The sequence below is a fragment of the Planococcus liqunii genome (assembly GCF_030413595.1).
GTDB classification, from domain to species: Bacteria; Bacillota; Bacilli; order Bacillales_A; family Planococcaceae; genus Planococcus; species Planococcus liqunii.
The window spans coordinates 2,256,294-2,275,004 of the sequence record NZ_CP129238.1; the positions used below are offsets into that span (position 1 = coordinate 2,256,294).

An 18,711-nucleotide genomic window follows, 5' to 3' on the forward strand; every position below is an offset into this window, starting at 1 on the left:
TCCAACGTATATGGAGAACGAATTTCCATTTCAATCTTACTACTTCCAGGAAAAAATACAATGATTTTTCGTGAAATTATTCACACAGCATGTTTCGAAGCGCTTTCAATGGGTTTTACTGGATAAATCACTTATCTTTGGGTGATAAATGGATTTCTTCCGGGCGGCTTGATTGGGATTACCCGTTTCCATTTTTAACAGCAAGTTTATCCAGTCCTTCCCCGTATCTTTTACGCTGGATGAAAATTTGTTCTGCTTACTTTCGGCATTTATTATGTATGCCGGCCGCTTTTCACGCTTTACGGGCTTCGGTTCGGCCAACTTGTATTATACCTGCCGCCTGCTCTTTTGGGGCAAGGCTTGCTTATTTCAGTGTTTATTGGCAGCTTTCCAGAAGATTTCCGGTTTTTTCAGCGTTTTCAATCCAAGTGGTCACATGGGCAAGTGCTGGTACATAGCAATTGGCAAACCATTTACTGATTTGCCAATGCTTGAATTGATGGTGGCCCCAAACAAGTTACTTCTATTTTTTAAACAAACTGGTTGGTGACAGCAGATGTCTGTTCAATGAATTTTTCGTAAAGTGCTTGCTCATGCAGTTCTTCAGACATTTGCAAACCGCTTTCCGAATCTGTCCCTTCCCATTTGAATTGCTGTTTAGACAAATAAGTGGCATTGCCGGTCAAGCGCAGACGGAAGCTGCTGCCGGTTTTTTCGACGGAACATTTCACCATGCCGCCGGGATTATAAACTTGCACTTCACCGTAAGGCACCAGACCCGCCAGGCAGCTGACAAGAGCGGACGCAGTCATGGCTGTACCGCACGCATTGGTAAACCCGACGCCCCGTTCAAAGGTTTTCACAAAAATGCCGCCTTCCACTTTTGTCGCGTAGGAGACATTGACGCCGTCGGTAAAATATTCATTGGGGCCATTGAAAAATTCCGCCCATTTTTGCTGGTGCGCCGGATTGCTTTGGTATTCGTTTGGCACGATTCCGATCAGATGCGGATTCGGTACCGCTACAGCGGTGAATGGAATCTCTTCTGAAACAAATGGCAGCGGCTTTAATCTCCACTCGGTTTCGCCGCCGTATGCCATCGGCAAATCAGCCATTTGGAAAGAAACCGGAGAAATCTCCACTGCATACATGGCAATGCCGTCGCCTTGCGGCTGTTCTTTCTTGACGTGCAAAGAAGCTTTCATCGTCTCAATCACAGCTTCTTCCACTCCGTCGCGTTCACAAACATAGCGGGCTACGCAGCGCAGGCCATTGCCGCACATGGAAGCTTCAGAGCCGTCACGGTTGATGACGCGCATTTTGGCATCCGCCACTTGAGACGGCAGCACCACGAGCAGCCCGTCAATGCCGGGATCAAGCGCGGCAAGTTTGAGTGTCATTTCTTCATAATCTTCCCGTTCTTCGCCGTCGAGCATGAAAAACGTATTCATTGAACCGTGCACTTTATAAAGTAGAAATTCCATCGTAAACACCTCTTGTACGAATTATTTATTCCGCATGATTGGCCAGGGAAATTCCCATTATTTTTTCTTGGCGTGGGCAACTACCAGTTCAGCCATGGCAGAAGCCGTTTTCGGCGCTTCCGCTTTTGTCATGCGGTCGATCAGCAATTCTTCATCCACCTGCAGTTTTTTCATTTCCGCCAAAAAGCGTTCCGGCGTCAGTTCTTCTTCTTCGACGACGTTTGCTAAGCCTTGCTTTCTAAAGAGCTCTGCATTCAGGATCTGGTCTCCACGGCTTTGCTGTTTCGACAGTGGAATCAGCAGCATCGGTTTTTTCAATGCCAAAAACTCAAAGATTGAATTGGAGCCGGCTCGCGACACGACAAAATCCGTCAAATGCAGTAAATGAGGCAATTCCGTTGTGACGTATTCGAATTGGCAATAATTCGGTACGCTTTCCAAATTCCTGTCCACATTGTCTTTGCCGCATAAATGAACGATATTGAATTCTTCCAAAAGTGCCGGCAAGTTCGCGCGGATGGCATTGTTGATGACTGCTGAACCTTGGCTGCCGCCCATGATCATCAAAACAGGACGGCCGTTGTCAAAATTGCAGAGGCTTCTGCCGATTTCAGCTGACCCTTCCATCAATTCCCCACGGATCACTGAACCGGTGCAAGTGGATTTTTCTTTTGGCAAGTGTTTCAATGTCTCATTGAACACCGTAAAGATATGATTCGCAAAAGGCATGGCGATTTTGTTTGCGAGGCCCGGAGTTACATCGGATTCGTGGATGATGACCGGCACCGCCAAGGCTTTACCCGCCATGGCGACGGGCACTGACACAAAGCCGCCTTTTGAAAAAATGGCAGCCGGCTTCGTTTTCCGGATGATGTTCATCGCTTGTAGAAGCCCTTTTCCGACCCGTGCCGGATCGGTGAAGTTTTTCGTGGAAAAATAACGGCGCAATTTGCCGCTTGAAATGGCGTGATACCGGACTTTCGGGAAAGCATCGGGAATCAATTCACTTTCGATGCCGTCTTTAGAGCCGATATATTCCACATTGTAGCCCATTTTCTCTAACTCAGGAATCAGCGCCTGGTTCAGCGATACGTGCCCCGCTGTCCCGCCGCCTGTCAATAAAATTGTTCGTTTGTCCATTTTGCAGTCCTACTCTCTTGTCTTAAAATTGCGTATGCATCTTTCCAGGAGCGCTCCAATTACAGAAGGCTTCTATGCTATACTTATTTTTATTTAATATATTGTTGTTCGTTTACTGGAGGATGGAATCATGTTTGAAACGAAGACAAAAACGGAAAAATTCAAGATGCTGCTTCGCATTGTTTTTCCGATTTTGGTTACACAAGTTGCGATGTATTTGGTCACGTTTTTTGATATTTATATGACTGCCCGTTACAATACGGAAGATTTGGCGGGCGTTTCGATCGGGTCTTCTTTTTGGATGCCGGTTTATATCGGTCTTGCCGGAATCCTCATGTCCATCACCCCAATTGTAGCACAATTAATGGGTGCCGCGAAAAGAGAAGAAGTGAAAGATGCCGTGCAGCAAGGGATTTATTTGGCCATCATACTGGCTGTCCTCATTTTCGCCTTTTTCTTATTCGGAGCAGACAGTCTTCTCGGCCTGATGGATCTGGAAGCCGCGGTCGAATCCGTAGCGGGCGAATACATCTTTGCGATGAGCCTTGGCCTGGTTCCGCTGTTTATCTATAACGTGCTCCGTTATTATATCGACGCACTCGGTGCAACGCGGGTATCCATGTTCATATCGCTTTTATCTGCACCAATCAATGTATTTTTCAACTACCTGCTGATCTTCGGGAATTTCGGCTTTCCGGAACTGGGCGGCGCAGGAGCGGGATATGCCTCTGCCATCACTTATTGGGTTGTACTGTTTATCGCCGGCTGGATTGTCCATACACGAAAGCCGTTCAAGTCTTTCGGCGTTTTCAGCGGCTGGGCGAAATTATCACTCGCCCGTGTAAAAGAGATCAGCCGCATTGGCGTGCCGATTGGCATTTCCATATTCGCTGAGACGAGCATTTTCTCTGCCGTCACGCTCATGATGAGCACTTATGGCACCATCACCATCGCGGCACACCAAATCGCCATCAACTTCACTTCGCTCTTGTATATGCTCCCGCTCAGCATTTCAATGGGCGCAACCATTCTCGTCGGTTTTGAAGTCGGCGCCAAACGTTTCCACGATGCCCGGCAGTACAGCTGGATCAGCGTCATTTCAGCAGTTGCTTTCAGTTTCGTGTCGGCATTCACCTTGTACTTCTTGCGCCATGACATTGCGGCTTTGTATTCATCAGATCCGGCGGTGATCAATCTGGCGGTGCAGTTCCTGGTATTTGCGGCACTGTTCCAGCTTTCAGATGCCATACAGGCACCTGTCCAAGGAGCGCTCCGCGGCTACAAGGACGTGAACATCACTTTCATCATGGCGTTGATTTCGTACTGGGTAATCGGCTTGCCATCAGGTTACCTGCTCGCAACCTTCACCGGTTTTGAAGCATTCGGCTACTGGATCGGTTTGATCGCCGGGTTGACTGCAGGCGCTGTCACTTTGTCATTCAGACTTAATAAAATACAAAAAAAGATTGCCGCTTACTGAGCGGCAATCTTTTTTGTAAACAAGAGAATTTTTTACATGTACTAGATGAATAAAAACAAAATTCGACCTTCTAAATCCTCCGTTTCAGCCGGACGCGTTCCGCGGGCTCGCGCCGAACTAACTCGGAACGTACGTCCCGAGTGGATTTCGGCACTTCTCTATCCCGCAGGAGTCGCCGGCTTCCACTCCGGATCCTGAACATGAAGGTTATCTAGAGGTATCACTATTCTTCTTGAGCTGGCTGTTTAAGCACCAATCCGATGACCATTCACTTTCGAGAGACGCCCCAACCGGTTCGGCCACGGAGACTCCTATGGGAGCAGTGAAGGAGCAACGCGACGGAGCGACGAAAGCTGAAGACCCCGCAGGCAAGACATTGGCCGAACACAGTGAGGTCAAGTCTTTGCGACGAAGCTAGCGAAGCGATGCAACGCTCTTTCATGTTTCGAAGCTAGCGAAGCGATGCAGAAACAGGAGCAGCGGGTTTTCGAAGCAACGAGGAGGCTGAAGCTGAGCCCACGGAAAGCGAAGTGGCCGGTCCGGTTGGTTTTATGCATTTCTATTCATTTTATTTATATTTTGTCTACAGTCTGAGATTGCCACTTACTGAGCGGCAATCTTTTTGTATAACGAAGATAAATTGTTTTTCTCCTCCACAGTGAGCTTTGATTGTTCAATGCGGGTTAAGGCAAGTTCGAGTTTTTGCTGCCGCGTTTTGCGGACTCTTGGATGCGTCAGTTCGTCATTGAGTTCAATCTGTATTTTTTGTTCGAGCTCTTCTTCCGTGCCGATGGCATCCACTCCGGTCCGGTTCGGCCACAATTTGCGATAAGCGTCGATCAAGGCAGCTCGATCCCTTCCAAGTTTTCTCCGATGACAACGATCTGCGTCTGCATCTTCATGTATTCCGGGAGCCACTGGGCCATGCCGTACGCATACTGGAATGCATGCGGGTATTTATCTCCTTCGAGCGGTACGTAGCCTTTGATGCGGAATACCGATTCCGGCAAGGCGCGCAGCCATTCTTCAAAGTCGTCCCGCTTTATCGGGTTTTGAAACTCTAAGACTTTAGCATTTAAATTTAGTTTGGAAACCGGTGCTTCCTGGACGGCCCCGCTTTTGCTTGCGGAGATTTTCTGAAGCTGCGAAAAAGGCACTTTGGACTGCACGGTTTGAATGATTTGCGCCTCAGGGTTTAGCCCTTGCACTTCAAATGTCACTTGGGCCTGTTCGGCTTCCGTTAAAAGATCCATCTTGTTTGCTAAAATCAAATCGGCATGGCGGATCTGTTCCAGGTAAAGAGACCGGATCTGCGGCGACAGCTGGCTGCGGTCGAGCCAGCGTTTGCTGTCGGCCACAGTGACGATGCCTTTGAATTTAAGTTTTTCTGCAAAAAGCGGTGAGAAAATGGCATCAAGCGCTTCGACAGGATGCGCCGCCCCCGTAGTTTCAATCAATAGGACATCAAACTCTTCTTCCGCGAGGAGCGTCTGCAGCTGAGCCTCCGATTTCTCGGAACCGGTGCAGCAAATGCAGCCGTCCAGCAGTTCTTTTAACGGAATGCCGTCTTCCACAGCATCCGAGTCAAAATTCATTTCGCCTAGTTCGTTCATGAACACGGCGGGTTTTAATCCGGCGTCTTTCGCTTGCTGAATGACATGTTTCAGAAGCGTGGTTTTGCCGCTTCCCAAAAATCCGCTAAATAGGTATACATCAATCATGGAATCCCCCTCAATTAATTCGCCGTAAGAAAAGGCCCGCAAGCGCGGACCTCATGTTTTATTCTTTCGGTTCTTCTTCTGCTGATTCTTTTGCAGGTTCAGCTTTGATGCCCGCTTCTTCCATCACGATTTTTTTCGCTTCCAAAAGCTGCGGGTCTTCTTCATCGATTTTCTTGCTTAAAGCTTCCATGATGGCGAATGTGGTATCGCCCGTCACGACGCCTGTCGTTTCCAATTCGTTGTCTTCCTGGAATTGCTCGACTGCATCTGTCAGCTGTTCTTCAAAAACGCCGTCCACTTTGCCGACTTTATAGCCAAGCGCTTCAAGCATTTGTTCAGCTGTTTTCACTTGTTCGGAAATGGTGCCGTCCTTTATTTCAAGCGAAGAATCCAGTACTGGCAGGGATGCATATTCCGGATACGCCACTTTCACGTCCGGGGCAATCCCTTTTTCATGGATCCAGTTGCCGTCCGGCGTCAGCCATTTCGCTGTCGTGAACTTCAAGTTTGACCCATCAGCCATATCATTGGCTGTCTGCACAGTGCCTTTGCCGAATGTGTTTTCCCCAATCAAAGTAACGTCCGCCGACTCTTTCATGGCGCCCGCTAAAATCTCGGATGCCGAAGCGCTTCCGCCGTCAATCAATAGGGTAACCGGCACTTTCACTTTCGAACCTGACTCCGCCAAGTAAATTTCTGGTTCTTCGCCTTTGGCCTGCACTTCGAACATTTCTTTTCCTTCGTCAATGAACAAATTGGAAATTTCAAGCGCTGTTGTCAATAGACCGCCCGGGTTTTGGCGGACGTCCATGACCATCGCTTTCATTCCCTGCTTTTCCATTTCGCTGATTGCGTCGGTCAATTCCTTCGCTGTGTTTTCAGAGAAGCTCGTCACTTGGATATGCGCTACGCCATCGCCAATCATTTCCGGATAAACGGTTTCGATTGGAATATCATCCCGCACAATTTTGACTTCGAGCGGTTCCGCCAAATCGCCGCGCTGGATTGTCAATGTCACTTCTGTTCCTTTTTCGCCGCGGATGAGCATAACCGCTTCCGAAGCACTGAAGCCCTGGATGCTTTCGCCGTCAACTTTTAAAATTTTGTCTCCCGGTTTCAAGCCTGCTTTTTCAGCAGGAGAGCCTTTAATCGGCGAAACGATATTGATCAGTCCGTTGCGCTCCTGCACTTCGGCGCCGATCCCTTGGAAACTGGATGAAATGCCTTGTGAAAACTGGGCTGCTTCTTCTTCGTTCATATAGTCGGAATATGGGTCTCCAAGAGATTCCACCATTCCGTTAATAGCGCCGTTGATCAAAACATTGCTGTCGACGTCTTCAAAATATTCCTGCTGCACTTGATCGTAAGCCGCATATAATTTTTCAAATTCCCGTCTTTCAGGAGAGCTGACTTCCACTGCCTTTTCGTCTCCAAAAGTTAAAGCAAATACCGTTAATCCGGCCGTACATAGTATCAAGGTGAAGACAAGCATGATAAAGTAGAATGTTTTCATCCGGATAAAATGGGCAGGCGCTTCTTCTACAGGCGGAATCTGGTCTTGATTTTCGCCTGGACGCTTATCATCCATTTCTTTCACCACTTTCTTAATTGCACTTCAAACTGTATCGATTTTATCAAGCTTTTGAAAAAATTAAAAGAAAAAGACTGTCTAGACAGTCTTTTCTCTTTTTATTCCGCTTTAGCGGGCGTCTGGTCTACGCATTGAAAGCGGAAGACCTTTTGCCCGTTCCAGCTTAATTGGTTCAATGATTTCACAGCGGTCTCAGTCACCCTTTTTGGAGCAGCACTTATTCCTTGATTGCCGCTTCCAGTGCAACGATGATCATGTCATTGAAAGTTGTCTGGCGCTCTTCAGCCGTTGTCACTTCACCTGTCAGCAAGTGATCGCTTACAGTCAAGATGGACATTGCCTGGCGGCCGTATTTAGCAGCTAATGTGTAAAGAGCTGCAGATTCCATTTCAAGTCCTAGAATACCGTATTGTGCCCATTTTTCATGCTCTGCATAATCGTTGTAGAACACATCTTCTGTGAAGACGTTGCCGACGCGAAGGTTCAAGCCTTTTTCCTGTCCGGCGTTATAAGCTTTCAACAGCAGATCGAAGTCTGCAGTTGGAGCATAATCAATGCCGCCAAAAATGATTTCGTTCATTTTTGAATCTGAGGATGCGCTTTGCGCTAAGATGACGTCACGGACTTTCACGTCTTTATGAATCGAACCGCAAGTACCGACACGGATCAGTTTCTGTACGTCGTATTCGTTCATCAATTCAGTCACGTAAATCGAAATGGAAGGAGCTCCCATTCCTGTTCCTTGAACTGAAATGCGTTTTCCTTTGTATGTACCTGTGTAGCCAAACATGTTGCGCACTTCGTTGTAAAGTACAGCATCTTCAAGGAATGTTTCGGCAATGTATTTTGCACGAAGCGGATCTCCAGGAAGTAAAATCGTATCAGCGATATCGCCTTTTTTTGCATTAATATGGACGCTCATCATAAAACCTCACTTTAATTTTAGTCGTTCTTATCATACTGTTTTTTAGCGGCAAGTGCAACGCATTGCCTTAAAGTGCTGTATATTCTTCCCACATGGCATCGAAAGTGGAGGCTTTCATGACCGGATGAGCTTTTTCTTCGATATAACGGGAAAGGTCTTCAAAATCTTCCGAGCTCTTCGGAAAAGAATGATCCAGGAACATAGCATCCGCAAACCGGGAAAAATCATCCGGCCGGACTTTCCCCCGGTATTTCAAAGCAAACTGATAAAAAGAACGTTTCATTTTCTTCCTCCCTTTGTTGTGCAATTAAGAATGCGCGAGCAGCCGTCCAGCGGTTAAAGCATACTTTTTTTGCCAGACCCCTGCGCATGGAACCTTTCGAAATAAAAAACCCGGACAGCTGTCCGGGTTTTCAGTTATTCAAACAACTGTTTGTATTCGGAGTAACCTTCTGCCTCCAGTTGGTCTTTGGGCACAAAACGCAAAGCCGCGGAGTTGATGCAATAACGCAAGCCGCCTAAAGAGGAAGGGCCATCCGGGAACAAATGCCCCAAATGCGAATCTGCAGCCGCGCTGCGTACTTCCGTTCTTCTCATGCCATGGCTTGTATCAAAGCTTTCTTTAATTTCACTGCCTTCAAGCGGTTTGGCAAAGGAAGGCCACCCGCAATGGGCATCGAATTTGTCTTTTGAACTGAATAACGGTTTGCCGGACACGATGTCGACATAAATGCCTTCTTCAAAATGCTGGTCGTATTCCCCTTGGAAAGGCGGCTCGGTGCCGTTTTCCTGTGTGACGTGGTATTGCATCGGCGTCAATTTTGCTTTTAGTTCTTCCTTCATGCTTGTCCACCCCAATTTTTTTCGATAAATCCTGCCCGTCCAGACCCTACGGAATAGCGGTTATAATGGGCAGGGTTTTTCTTATAATAATCCTGATGGTAACCCTCCGCCAAATAAAACGGCTTGGCTTCCAAAATTTTCGTCGCAATCGGTTTGGAGAACTTTCCTGAATTCTCCAAATCGTGCTTGGATTGTTCTGCAGCGATCCGCTGCTCTTCGGAATGGTAGAAAATAGCCGTTTGGTAAGACTGGCCGCGGTCGAAAAACTGGCCCCCTGCATCGGTCGGATCAATTTGGCTCCAAAATACCTCCAGCAATTTCTCATATGGAAAAACGTCCGGCTGGAATGTAATCTGGACCGCTTCGTAATGGCCCGTTGTCTCGGAACATACTTGTTCATAAGTCGGATTTTCTACGTGTCCGCCTGTGTAACCGCTGACCACCGATTCAATGCCTTCATATGAATCGAATGGCTTGACCATGCACCAAAAACAGCCGCCTGCAAATGTCGCTTTTTCTGTCTTCATCCCATCACTCCGTTCTTATTGCTGAATGGTAACGCGCAACCGGATATCATCTTCCTCTAAATTGAACGAAGTTGCCTGAACCGAAATGCCGCCATCCAGCGGAATTTCCGTCAGTTTCAGCAGCACTTGTTCTTCTGCTGGCAAAACATCCATAAATTTGGGAAGATTCACCGAATCCCGTAATAATTTTAACGCAGATTCGGGTGGAATATCCAGCATGCCAACTTCCACTGATTTTTGGACCAGCAATAAATTGCCGTCTTCCTGCACTAACGGATCAAACCGGAGCAGGATCGGCAATGGCACTGAAAAGACTTCAATTTCCGTCGATAGGCTGACATCGCCGTTTACCGCTAAAGTCAGTGGAATCGGCGAATTGGCCATTTCCTGTTGGATATACGTGTTGGCAATTCCTTCAAAATCCGCTTTTGTCACATTCAGCACGACTGAATTGCCATTCAACGCTTCTACTGAACTTGCGCTTTCCAAGGAATGGCCTTTCGCTGGAGTGGTAAGAAAAATAATAAATGCCAGAAGTGCAAGAAGGTTTAATCCCAGCAAGACAAAAAAGGCCAAGCGCCAGACTTTCATCATCATCACTTCCTATTCCTGAAAACTCAACCCGCATTCTTCCATGCGTTCAAGAATCCTGTCTGTCATTAAGTCATATCCTTTGCTGTTTGGATGGAAAAAATCCGTATGGTACACCAAGTTGTCATTGCCGACAAACAAATCGCTTACCGGCACATAACATGCCAGCGGATCCGCTTCTGTAATTTTCCGCATCGATTCATTGTAGTCGGAGATGATTTGATCAAATTCCTCCACCTCATCGGTAATCAGAGAAAACGGGTTATAAACGCCGATGGCAATAATGGGGACGGTCGGATTAATGGACCGGATGGAAGCGTAGATGTTTTCGTATCGAGTTTCGTATACTTCCAATTCTTCAGTAAACGCGTCGACATTCAACGAAAACAAGTCCCGTTTAACAATCCGCATAATGTCATTGCCGCCAATCGTCATGACGACATAATCTGCTTCTGTCAACGGGCCAGTCAATTGCCCTTTTTGGAACATGGCAAGCAGCTGATCGCTTCTTCGGCCCCTTTTTGCTGTATTTTCCACAATCGCTCCCCGAACACCTGGCCAATCACTGATTTCACTTGCCAACCTGCCGACATAGCCGCCCCGGTTTTCCGTGTCGCCGACTCCTTGCGACAGCGAATCCCCAAGAGCGGTAATGATCAATGCTTGAGGGACAAAGTTAGGAGGCACTCGATATTCTGTAAAGGCAACCGGGATGCGCGGTTCCGCTTCGTCATTGCCAAAGATGAAAGTTGAACTGCATCCCGCTAATACAAACAGTGCCAAAACTACGATGAACAGGATGCGTTTCAAGTTTATCTCCCCCTTTGCTTTAGGAATGGCTTACTCTGTATAAAACATAAAGGCGAATGCCCCGACTCCTGTATGTGTTGAAATGACCGGTGTCGTGTAGTCCATTTTGATATCTGTAAATCCTGCTGCTTCCAGATCTTGTATCAGCGGGTTGGCCATATTAAAACCTTCTGCATGGGCAATACCGATTCCTTTAACTTGCTTTCCCTGCGTCCGCTCTTTAAAGTCGTTCATCAAATACTGGACGACTTGCTTGTAGCTGCGGGCTTTTGCCACAGGTGTATATTCGCCGCCGTCCAATGATGCAATCGGCTTGATTTTCAGGAAAGAACCGACCAATGCCCGCCCTTTTCCGATGCGGCCGCCCTTTACCATATTATCAAGCGTATCCAAAATGACATAAAGTTTGGTGTTTTTACGTATATGGTCCAGCCGAGAAACAATCTCTTCCATCGTTTTCCCTTCTCTCGCCATATCTGCTGCTTCCAACACTTGGAAAGCAAGTGCATGTGAAATGTAACGGGAATCGACGACCGTCACGTCTGTATCCGTAAGCTCGGCTGCTGTGCGTGCAGATTCCACGGTACCACTCATGCCGCCTGTCATATGGATGGACAGCACTTGATCACCGTTTTGGCCCAGGCGGTCGTATAATTCTTTAAAAATGCCCGGTGCCGGCTGCGAACTTTTCGGCAATTCCGGACTGTTTTCCATCAATTCCAGAAACGCTTTTGGTTCCAAGTCCACACGGTCAAGATAGGTTTTTCCGCCGATTTGGATGTTTAATGGAACAACATGCAAATCATATTGTTTAATGGCTTCCGGATTCAATTCCGAAGTAGAATCCGTTACGATATGAATTTTCGGCATTTCTTCACTCTCCTTATTTCTTATATTCCTATAATGGAAAGACCTGAAACGTTGAACAGGTTGGAAAAACAGATCTACTGGAGATCTGTTTTCCTTTGCGCCATCGCCTGGACTTCTGTTTCAATTGTCGTTTTGACTTTTTCAATCAGTTGCTTGGCGTCCATTTTTTCAATTTCTTCAGCAGAAATTGGCTCAAGCACTCCGATGGTGACATGCCCGGGCCGAATCTGGTTGCTGTTTTTTTCCATAATCTCGGATGTGCCGTGAATGGCAACCGGCACAATCGGCACCCCTGCATCTTTGGCAATGCGGATAAAACCGGATTTGAAATCGGTCACTCCTTCGCCTTTTGAACGGGTGCCTTCGGGGAAAATCAGGATGGAATGGCCATCTTTCAACTTTCCGACCGTGTCAGCTATCGATTTATAAGCGCTTTTCCGGTCCGTCCGGTCCAAAAATACACAATTCATGTCTTCCATATATACCGGAATGATTGGCAGTTTTTTTACTTCTTTTTTGGAAATAAACCCAAACGGCTTCGGAATTTCCGAAAGCAGAACCGGGATGTCAAAATTGCCTTCGTGATTGGCTACAAGAAGCGCCGCACCTTCCGGTAAATAGTCAAGCCCGCTCGTTTCTACACGGCTTTTTGTCCGGCCCATGATGCCTTTCGCCCATTTTTGGGGTTCCGTATGGATAAGGGCATCGTAATCCTGCTTGCTCAAATGCGCTTTTTGGGCTTGAAACTTTTTCAAATTCATTGCTGCAACCGGCAAATAGCCGAATAAAAACGAGAACGTCCGGAGAGATTTATACATGGCGGTTTTCCCGTTCCAGCACCAAGTAAACAAAGCGGATATCGCCCGAAACCTGCTCTTCCGATTCAGAAACGGCTGTCCATTCCGGACCGTATTCCGGAAAGAATGTATCTCCGTCAAATTCCTGTTTGATGAGTGTGATATATAGGCGGTCTGCTTGCGGGAGGATGGTCCGGAAGATTTGTTCTCCGCCGATGACCATCACTTCTTCATGCTGTTCTTCCGCGAGCCGGACCGCCTCATCCAAAGTATGGACGACGTCGATTCCGTCTGCCCGGTATTCCGGGTTGCGGGTCACCACGATATTGCGCCGCTTCGGCAGCGGACGCCCGATCGATTCGTACGTATTGCGCCCCATCACAATTCCTTTGCCGATGGTGTGTTTTTTGAAATAAGCCAGGTCTTCCGGAATATGCCAAGGCAACTGATTGTCTTTGCCAATTACCCGGTTTGGATCGTGTGCCACCATTAGTGAAATCATGTAAATTCCCCCTTAAACTGCAACAGGCGCTTTGATGCGCGGATGCGGGTCATAGCCCTCAATCGTAATGTCTGCCAGCTCCAAATCAAAAATCGACGCCACGTCTTCATTGATTTTCACGGTCGGCAATTTTCTTGGTTCTCTGGATAACTGTTCCGTCACTTGGTCAATGTGGTTCGCATACAAATGCGTATCTCCTGTTGTGTGGACAAAATCGCCCACTTCAAGACCGCATTCGCGGGCAATCAAATGCGTCAACAAAGCGTAGGACGCTATATTGAACGGCACGCCCAAAAAGACATCGGCGCTGCGCTGATATAATTGGCAGGATAACTTGCCGTCTGCGACATAAAACTGGAACATGATGTGGCATGGCGGAAGCGCCATGTCGTCGATAAACTCCGGGTTCCAGGCCGTCACCAGGTGGCGCCGTGAATCCGGGTTCTTTTTGATCGATTCGATGACATTTTTCAGCTGGTCGATCGTGCCGCCGTCGGTTTTCGCCCAAGAACGCCATTGCTTGCCGTAAACCGGCCCAAGATCCCCGTATTTTTCAGCGAATCCGTCTTCAGTCAAAATCTTTTCTTGGAACAGCGCCATTTGCTCTTTATAACGTTCGGCAAATTCGGGATCTTTCTGCGACCGTCTTCCGAAATCGGCCATGTCCGGCCCTTCGTATTCATCGCTTTCCACCCACTGGGCAAACGCCCATTCATCCCAAATGTGATTGTTTTCTTCCAATAAAGTTTTCACGTTTGTATCGCCTTTGATAAACCAAAGCAATTCCGAAACGATCAAGCGAAACGCCGTTTTTTTCGTGGTCATCAATGGAAAGCCCTCATTTAAGTCAAAGCGCATCTGGTGGCCGAACACACTCAAGGTGCCTGTACCGGTCCGATCTTCCTTTTTCGCGCCATTATGTAAGATATGCTGGCATAATTCTAAGTATTGTTTCATTTTTATTCGCCTCCATTATTATGTTTATCATAACAAAAACACACAAAAAAAACCGTTACAAATGTAACGGTTTTAAGAAGCTGCCAATATTGAACATTCCTGCTTTTACGAAAGCCATTTAGGCGGTGTGTTTTTAGACCAGTAAATATCCCCAAGGGCAATGTGCTTTTGGAAATTGTCTTCCGCCACATGGTAATGGAAGTTAAAGAAAAAGCCTTCGAGCGGTTTTTTCTCGGTTCTTACATGAAAGCGGATGGCATCTTTTGAAGTTTCTGTGTCGTAAATGTGAAAAATCTTTTCCGAATAATCGCCGGAAGGTTTTTCGGAGATTGCCAGCTTGCGTAAAGTTTCAGTATCCATGCCGGCAAAGTGCAAATCGATTGCCCGCTGGATATTCGGCAAAATAGCCGTCTCAAATTCATCTTGGATGACCGGTCCGATTTTCGTTCCGAATTTCAAGTATGCCTGTTCTTCGGCCGCTTTATGAACGGTATCCAGGATTGAAGGATGGGTATCGTAATAAAGTTCACTCGGATCGATCCAGTCAAAGCTGTATTGTTTGTCATTGCCAGTCGATGCATGCGAATTGCTGTGCGCTTTTTCATCTAATAAAGTTTCCCAAATCAGATGGTTGGGGGTAATCACTCCCAAGGTCAAAACAGCAACTGCAATCATCAAAGACTTTTGCCACCACTTCTTCATCCCTATCACCCTCAATTTTGAACAATTTATTAACACGTTTTGTAATTTATACGAATTTCGTGTGTAAAGGTTTCATCTTCTTGAAATTCATTGTACAATAATAGTAATCATTTAGCTCTGTTTTTTTGAAAAAGGAGGATTTTTTCATGGATGCTTCATTGCTTATCGGTATTGGACTATTATTTTTGCTTGGATATTTAGCTTCATTGAGCTTCACAGACTGAAGACTTCTTCCAGTTCGCTGGAAAACAAAAAAGGCAGCCCTCGGGCTGCCTTTTTTTATTATCCCGCAATATTGGTTTAAGCTTATCATCTGAAGCGGCGTTGGCCGCATTTACGGCGTTCGGCAGTCAATCAGCCCGTAATGGAATTTCGTATTCGGCCTCACCCTTCTGGCAAATCCGTACTTTTCAAAATCAGCCGAGCGGAAATGCGCTTTCAGGACTACGCTTTTGCGTGCTGCCCGAACCGCTTCCTTTACCCATTCGCCGGACAGTTGGCCCTCGTCTGCCGTTCCCCGCAGCGGCGTGAAATTCGAAGCTTCGGTAATTTCTTCGGTAAACATCGGATCCATATACACTACATCCACGGAATCATCCGGCAAGCTTTTCAGCAGTTCCACTGAATTCTTTGAAGCGACCTCGATCCGTTTCATGGCCTCATGCAAATGCGGCATCTCCTCGTACCGGCCCAATCCTTGTTCAATGACATAGGCAAGTACCGGATGGCTTTCACAACCGATGACTTTGCCTTCGCTGCCAACCCGGTAGGCCGCAACGATGGCGTCTGATGCCATGCCAAGTGTGCAATCGAAAAACACATCTCCCGCTTCCAGCTTGGAAACAGCAACAAGCGGATCTTCTTCAATCGGGCGTTTTGTCCGGAATGCCGCTGAATTGGGATGAAAAAAGAACGGCTCGGTTTTGCCCAATGGGTAAAATTCGAGTCGTTCTTTTGCTGCTACCAGCACATCCGCGCATTCTTCCGCATGGATTTTTTCGATCGAACGTTTTTTCCGGAGCACAAACGGAATGGAAAGATCTTCTGCCGCTTGAGCTGCCATCCGGTCAGTTTTGCCGTTCGGCCGGTATGCTGTCGTTACAATGGTCTTCACTGCGCCGATACCTGCTCCAGCACTTGAGTCAAGTGATCCCGGATATGTTCTACATCATGGTCTTCAATTTGTTCACGGGGGATAAAATATGCCAGCTGCCCGTCTTTCAAGACCGCAATCGAAGGCGAAGAAGGCGGGATTTCTTCAAAATAACTGCGCATTTGAGCCGTCGCTTCTTTGTCCTGCCCAGCAAAAACCGTCACTAAGTGATCCGGTTTCAAAGCAGTTGCCTGCAAAGCTTCGATCACTGCTGGACGAGCCAAACCTGCTGAACAGCCGCAGACCGAGTTGATGACAACCAGGCTGGTTCCTTGCGCTTCAGCCATATGCTCGTTTACTTCTTCAGCAGTCATTAATTCTTTAAAACCGTTCGTTGTTAGTTCTTGGCGCATTGGGACAACAATGCCTTTCATGTACTCATCATATGCGTTCATGGTTTCCCTACTTTCGTATAGTCTCTTTTTCGCTGGGTGAATAGCGTTTTCTCCTTACTATTCTAACCCAAGACCTATACGCTTTCATAGTTTTTCGCTTCTGCCGGTATATGAATGGTTGCCTTTATCCGTTTTAGCGAAAGAGTAAATTCCTGCATTTTTGCCTGGTCCGTGTCAAGCCGACTTGCTGTAGAAAAAAGCCATGGCACGTTAAAAACGTTCATCAATCAGCCCGTTGGTTCAATTGACAATCATGACCCCTACTATCTCATCCAATGGCAATCGTTTAATCCCGAACGGATCGTCGTAATAGATGGACTTTGTGGCGGTATCCATTCGTTTAACAGTACCGACGTGGTACTGATATTCGTGGTCTTTCCAGGATTTCATTCTGATGGTGCAATTGCGCTCCATAGCTTCTTCGATTTCCGCTTGAATCATTTGCGAATCCCAATCACCTATTTCCGTTTTGTTCTCAATGTTCTCTTCTTCGAACCATTGGCTCAATTTATTTATATGTCTAGTCAGCTTCAGCCCCTGCATATGTTCTTGTCCATTGGCATAATCGCTTTTTTCGATTTTTCTTGTCAATACCATGGTAATTCCTCCTTCATGAAGAGCTAAGAACGTTTGTTCTATTACTATATCATGAAGTATTAGAAAAGTACAAATATAATTGAATTGTTTATGATGACTAATATATTATTCATTAAAAAAAGCGAAATAATGCTAATTTCCCCTTCGGTTTCAGCGGCAGAAGTCCTTTTCTCTGCATGGCTCTACTGAACGGCGCGCCTCAAGCTTTGCATCTGTCAGCCATTTCCCACCGCTTACCAGCCCTTCTAAAAGGTTCCCTCTTTTCAGTGTAGGTTTTATGACATTTATCCTCATTCAGTGGCTAAAATTATTGGAAACAAACCATTTTGGCTTGATGATGCCGGGCAATAGGAGTATATTTTTCACATTCAGTCACGAAGGAGGAAGGTATATGCATTTAGTCCGATTGATTCCCGTTTTGTTTTTCTCACTCTCAGCCATTTCTTTATTCTCTTTTCAGGCAGGGGAAATTTTCAGCTCACTTCAAGAATTTTTCAATTTTTACAATCACAAATCTTAAAATAAAGTCCCTTCAAGGGATTTTTTATTTTCCTCCGTTTACGGGTGGACTTTTCCTCCTTTTCAGCACATATCTTCTGATCTCCGATCTATTCTTCCACCCTGACTTTCCTTCGTTAACCAGTGGTTGCAAAAGCTGCACATTCACTTTGCTTTTCAATATTTGAATGTTTTATGGCTAAACTGGCACAACCGCCTTCCTTAATTGTAATATCCGGGAGAGGATATCTTGTAAATTGCTAATTCACATACTACTATTAGTGAAACGGTGACCTGAATTAAATTTCGTTTCTATAGGCATGCGTATAAACAGATTTACTATAGAGAAGGAGTTGAAATCCGTGGATACAGTACAGGATGTAGAAATATATCTTTTGAGCAAAAAAAGCAATTTAACTGCGCGGCGCTGGGCAAAAAACAAACGGCTCAAGCAGCGGATTTTGGAAAAGCACCTGACTTGGAACGGAGACCATTTAAAAATCAATCGCATTGATATGTTAAAGCCTTTGCACTCGAATATCGATTATTACTTGGATCATCCTTCATTAATCGACGACCAGTTCAGGGATGAGGCAAGCCAGGCCTAAGCTTCTTGTGCACAGTCCTGAACTGGTCGTTCAACCATAAAAGCTGTGCAAAGCCGTAAATGGCTCTGCACTGCTTCTTTTTAATATCTCACTCTATTGTATGGCCGATCTGCTTGCAAACTATATTTGTGCAATTGCACAATATGCCCCTTGCGGATATTCAATCACTGCATAACTGTTCGGGCCGATCGGAGCTTTCGGTTCATAATGGACTTTGCCGCCCAACTTTCTACATGCTTCGAGACTCGCTTGCAAATTTTCAACCGAGAAGTAAACGAGCCAAACCGGCGGCAACGCTGCATTTTCTCCTTCTGGATGACAGATTCCTGCCACCGGCTCTCCGTCAGCACGCGCCATGACATAATCATCGTAACTCCCCATGCTCAATCCGGTATGCTGCCAACCGACAACTTGTTCGTAAAAGTCCCTTACTTGTTCCGTGCGAGTGACTGTTAGATCAGCGGACAGGATAGTCCCTGGGATAGTTTTCCCGTCTCCCATTTTCATTCCTCGCTTTCGT

General features: G+C 46.5%; 23 protein-coding genes. 3 read left to right on the plus strand and 20 right to left on the minus strand.

Annotated features, from left to right (window positions below):
- The first annotated feature begins 172 nt into the window (after positions 1-172).
- Entirely contained in the window at positions 173-550 is a 378-nt protein-coding gene (locus tag QWY22_RS11395) for a hypothetical protein (protein WP_300981000.1), read from the plus strand.
- Here the strand turns inward: QWY22_RS11395 and dapF are convergent.
- Entirely contained in the window at positions 531-1,484 is a 954-nt protein-coding gene (gene dapF, locus QWY22_RS11400; RefSeq protein ID WP_300981001.1) for a diaminopimelate epimerase, read from the minus strand. The genes QWY22_RS11395 and dapF overlap by 20 nt on opposite strands.
- 57 nt (positions 1,485-1,541) lie before the next feature.
- Positions 1,542-2,624, minus strand: a complete 1,083-nt coding sequence (gene murG / locus QWY22_RS11405) for an undecaprenyldiphospho-muramoylpentapeptide beta-N-acetylglucosaminyltransferase (RefSeq protein WP_300981002.1) — start codon at positions 2,622-2,624, stop codon at positions 1,542-1,544.
- 130 nt (positions 2,625-2,754) lie between these two features.
- Between murG and QWY22_RS11410 the strand changes: the two genes are divergently transcribed.
- The gene (locus QWY22_RS11410; RefSeq protein ID WP_300981003.1) at positions 2,755-4,104 is read left to right on the plus strand and encodes an MATE family efflux transporter; all 1,350 of its coding nucleotides are present in this window, start codon (positions 2,755-2,757) and stop codon (positions 4,102-4,104) included.
- A gap of 603 nt (positions 4,105-4,707) precedes the next feature.
- Here QWY22_RS11410 and yoyC read toward each other — a convergent pair.
- The 17 genes from yoyC to QWY22_RS11495 form a co-directional block, all read right to left on the minus strand.
- Positions 4,708-4,947, minus strand: a complete 240-nt coding sequence (gene yoyC, locus QWY22_RS11415) for a protein YoyC (RefSeq protein ID WP_300981004.1) — start codon at positions 4,945-4,947, stop codon at positions 4,708-4,710.
- Positions 4,944-5,825, minus strand: a complete 882-nt coding sequence (locus tag QWY22_RS11420; protein ID WP_300981005.1) for a CobW family GTP-binding protein — start codon at positions 5,823-5,825, stop codon at positions 4,944-4,946. Before QWY22_RS11420 ends, yoyC begins: the two co-directional genes overlap by 4 nt.
- A 58-nt stretch (positions 5,826-5,883) precedes the next feature.
- Positions 5,884-7,413 (minus strand): lmo1851 family serine protease, encoded by a 1,530-nt coding sequence (locus QWY22_RS11425; protein ID WP_300981006.1) that lies wholly within the window; start codon positions 7,411-7,413, stop codon positions 5,884-5,886.
- A 220-nt stretch (positions 7,414-7,633) separates the two neighbouring features.
- Positions 7,634-8,338, minus strand: a complete 705-nt coding sequence (gene deoD, locus QWY22_RS11430) for a purine-nucleoside phosphorylase (RefSeq protein ID WP_300981007.1) — start codon at positions 8,336-8,338, stop codon at positions 7,634-7,636.
- A gap of 70 nt (positions 8,339-8,408) precedes the next feature.
- Positions 8,409-8,624, minus strand: coding sequence for a YozE family protein (locus QWY22_RS11435; protein WP_053165827.1), 216 nt, complete (start codon positions 8,622-8,624; stop codon positions 8,409-8,411).
- Positions 8,625-8,758: 134 nt separating this feature from the next.
- Positions 8,759-9,184, minus strand: coding sequence for a peptide-methionine (R)-S-oxide reductase MsrB (msrB, locus tag QWY22_RS11440; RefSeq protein ID WP_036803198.1), 426 nt, complete (start codon positions 9,182-9,184; stop codon positions 8,759-8,761).
- Complete coding sequence (gene msrA, locus QWY22_RS11445) at positions 9,181-9,711, minus strand: peptide-methionine (S)-S-oxide reductase MsrA (RefSeq protein WP_300981008.1); 531 nt, start codon at positions 9,709-9,711, stop codon at positions 9,181-9,183. The genes msrB and msrA overlap by 4 nt, the downstream gene beginning before the upstream one ends.
- A 15-nt stretch (positions 9,712-9,726) precedes the next feature.
- Entirely contained in the window at positions 9,727-10,302 is a 576-nt protein-coding gene (locus tag QWY22_RS11450; protein ID WP_036803192.1) for a YpmS family protein, read from the minus strand.
- Between the two features lie 12 nt (positions 10,303-10,314).
- Positions 10,315-11,112 carry a GDSL-type esterase/lipase family protein gene (locus tag QWY22_RS11455; protein ID WP_300981009.1) on the minus strand — a complete coding sequence of 266 codons (798 nt, stop codon included), beginning with the start codon at positions 11,110-11,112 and terminating at the stop codon, positions 10,315-10,317.
- A 30-nt stretch (positions 11,113-11,142) separates the two neighbouring features.
- Positions 11,143-11,982: a DegV family protein gene (locus QWY22_RS11460; protein ID WP_300981010.1), complete on the minus strand. Its 840-nt coding sequence runs from the start codon at positions 11,980-11,982 to the stop codon at positions 11,143-11,145.
- 74 nt (positions 11,983-12,056) lie between these two features.
- On the minus strand, positions 12,057-12,800 hold the full coding sequence (locus QWY22_RS11465; protein WP_300981011.1) for a lysophospholipid acyltransferase family protein: 744 nt from the start codon (positions 12,798-12,800) through the stop codon (positions 12,057-12,059).
- Positions 12,793-13,281 (minus strand): dihydrofolate reductase, encoded by a 489-nt coding sequence (locus QWY22_RS11470; protein WP_300981012.1) that lies wholly within the window; start codon positions 13,279-13,281, stop codon positions 12,793-12,795. Before QWY22_RS11470 ends, QWY22_RS11465 begins: the two co-directional genes overlap by 8 nt.
- A 12-nt stretch (positions 13,282-13,293) precedes the next feature.
- A complete protein-coding gene (locus QWY22_RS11475; RefSeq protein ID WP_300981013.1) occupies positions 13,294-14,238 on the minus strand; it encodes a thymidylate synthase in 945 nt (314 codons plus the stop codon).
- A gap of 105 nt (positions 14,239-14,343) precedes the next feature.
- Entirely contained in the window at positions 14,344-14,940 is a 597-nt protein-coding gene (locus tag QWY22_RS11480) for a YpjP family protein (protein WP_300981014.1), read from the minus strand.
- A gap of 334 nt (positions 14,941-15,274) precedes the next feature.
- Entirely contained in the window at positions 15,275-16,054 is a 780-nt protein-coding gene (locus tag QWY22_RS11485; RefSeq protein ID WP_300981015.1) for a class I SAM-dependent methyltransferase, read from the minus strand.
- Positions 16,051-16,488, minus strand: coding sequence for a BrxA/BrxB family bacilliredoxin (locus QWY22_RS11490; RefSeq protein ID WP_300981016.1), 438 nt, complete (start codon positions 16,486-16,488; stop codon positions 16,051-16,053). The genes QWY22_RS11485 and QWY22_RS11490 overlap by 4 nt, the downstream gene beginning before the upstream one ends.
- Positions 16,489-16,728: 240 nt before the next feature.
- Positions 16,729-17,085, minus strand: a complete 357-nt coding sequence (locus QWY22_RS11495; protein WP_300981017.1) for a YolD-like family protein — start codon at positions 17,083-17,085, stop codon at positions 16,729-16,731.
- Positions 17,086-17,945: 860 nt separating this feature from the next.
- On the opposite strand from QWY22_RS11495, the gene QWY22_RS11500 reads away from it, so the two are divergent.
- The gene (locus tag QWY22_RS11500) at positions 17,946-18,191 is read left to right on the plus strand and encodes a hypothetical protein (protein WP_300981018.1); all 246 of its coding nucleotides are present in this window, start codon (positions 17,946-17,948) and stop codon (positions 18,189-18,191) included.
- Between the two features lie 120 nt (positions 18,192-18,311).
- Here QWY22_RS11500 and QWY22_RS11505 read toward each other — a convergent pair whose 3' ends face one another.
- Positions 18,312-18,692, minus strand: a complete 381-nt coding sequence (locus QWY22_RS11505; protein ID WP_300981019.1) for a VOC family protein — start codon at positions 18,690-18,692, stop codon at positions 18,312-18,314.
- Positions 18,693-18,711: the final 19 nt, after the last annotated feature.

Excerpts from the sequence above, each read along its gene's own strand:
- dapF (WP_300981001.1), bottom strand. The coding sequence starts at position 1,484 with ATGGAATTTCTACTTTATAAAGTGCACGGTTCAATGAATACGTTTTTC.
- murG (WP_300981002.1), bottom strand. The coding sequence starts at position 2,624 with ATGGACAAACGAACAATTTTATTGACAGGCGGCGGGACAGCGGGGCAC.
- QWY22_RS11410 (WP_300981003.1), top strand. The coding sequence starts at position 2,755 with ATGTTTGAAACGAAGACAAAAACGGAAAAATTCAAGATGCTGCTTCGC.
- QWY22_RS11420 (WP_300981005.1), bottom strand. The coding sequence starts at position 5,825 with ATGATTGATGTATACCTATTTAGCGGATTTTTGGGAAGCGGCAAAACC.
- QWY22_RS11425 (WP_300981006.1), bottom strand. The coding sequence starts at position 7,413 with ATGGATGATAAGCGTCCAGGCGAAAATCAAGACCAGATTCCGCCTGTA.
- deoD (WP_300981007.1), bottom strand. The coding sequence starts at position 8,338 with ATGAGCGTCCATATTAATGCAAAAAAAGGCGATATCGCTGATACGATT.
- QWY22_RS11435 (WP_053165827.1), bottom strand. The coding sequence starts at position 8,624 with ATGAAACGTTCTTTTTATCAGTTTGCTTTGAAATACCGGGGGAAAGTC.
- msrB (WP_036803198.1), bottom strand. The coding sequence starts at position 9,184 with ATGAAGGAAGAACTAAAAGCAAAATTGACGCCGATGCAATACCACGTC.
- msrA (WP_300981008.1), bottom strand. The coding sequence starts at position 9,711 with ATGAAGACAGAAAAAGCGACATTTGCAGGCGGCTGTTTTTGGTGCATG.
- QWY22_RS11450 (WP_036803192.1), bottom strand. The coding sequence starts at position 10,302 with ATGAAAGTCTGGCGCTTGGCCTTTTTTGTCTTGCTGGGATTAAACCTT.
- QWY22_RS11460 (WP_300981010.1), bottom strand. The coding sequence starts at position 11,982 with ATGCCGAAAATTCATATCGTAACGGATTCTACTTCGGAATTGAATCCG.
- QWY22_RS11465 (WP_300981011.1), bottom strand. The coding sequence starts at position 12,800 with ATGTATAAATCTCTCCGGACGTTCTCGTTTTTATTCGGCTATTTGCCG.
- QWY22_RS11470 (WP_300981012.1), bottom strand. The coding sequence starts at position 13,281 with ATGATTTCACTAATGGTGGCACACGATCCAAACCGGGTAATTGGCAAA.
- QWY22_RS11475 (WP_300981013.1), bottom strand. The coding sequence starts at position 14,238 with ATGAAACAATACTTAGAATTATGCCAGCATATCTTACATAATGGCGCG.
- QWY22_RS11480 (WP_300981014.1), bottom strand. The coding sequence starts at position 14,940 with ATGAAGAAGTGGTGGCAAAAGTCTTTGATGATTGCAGTTGCTGTTTTG.
- QWY22_RS11490 (WP_300981016.1), bottom strand. The coding sequence starts at position 16,488 with ATGAACGCATATGATGAGTACATGAAAGGCATTGTTGTCCCAATGCGC.
- QWY22_RS11495 (WP_300981017.1), bottom strand. The coding sequence starts at position 17,085 with ATGGTATTGACAAGAAAAATCGAAAAAAGCGATTATGCCAATGGACAA.
- QWY22_RS11505 (WP_300981019.1), bottom strand. The coding sequence starts at position 18,692 with ATGGGAGACGGGAAAACTATCCCAGGGACTATCCTGTCCGCTGATCTA.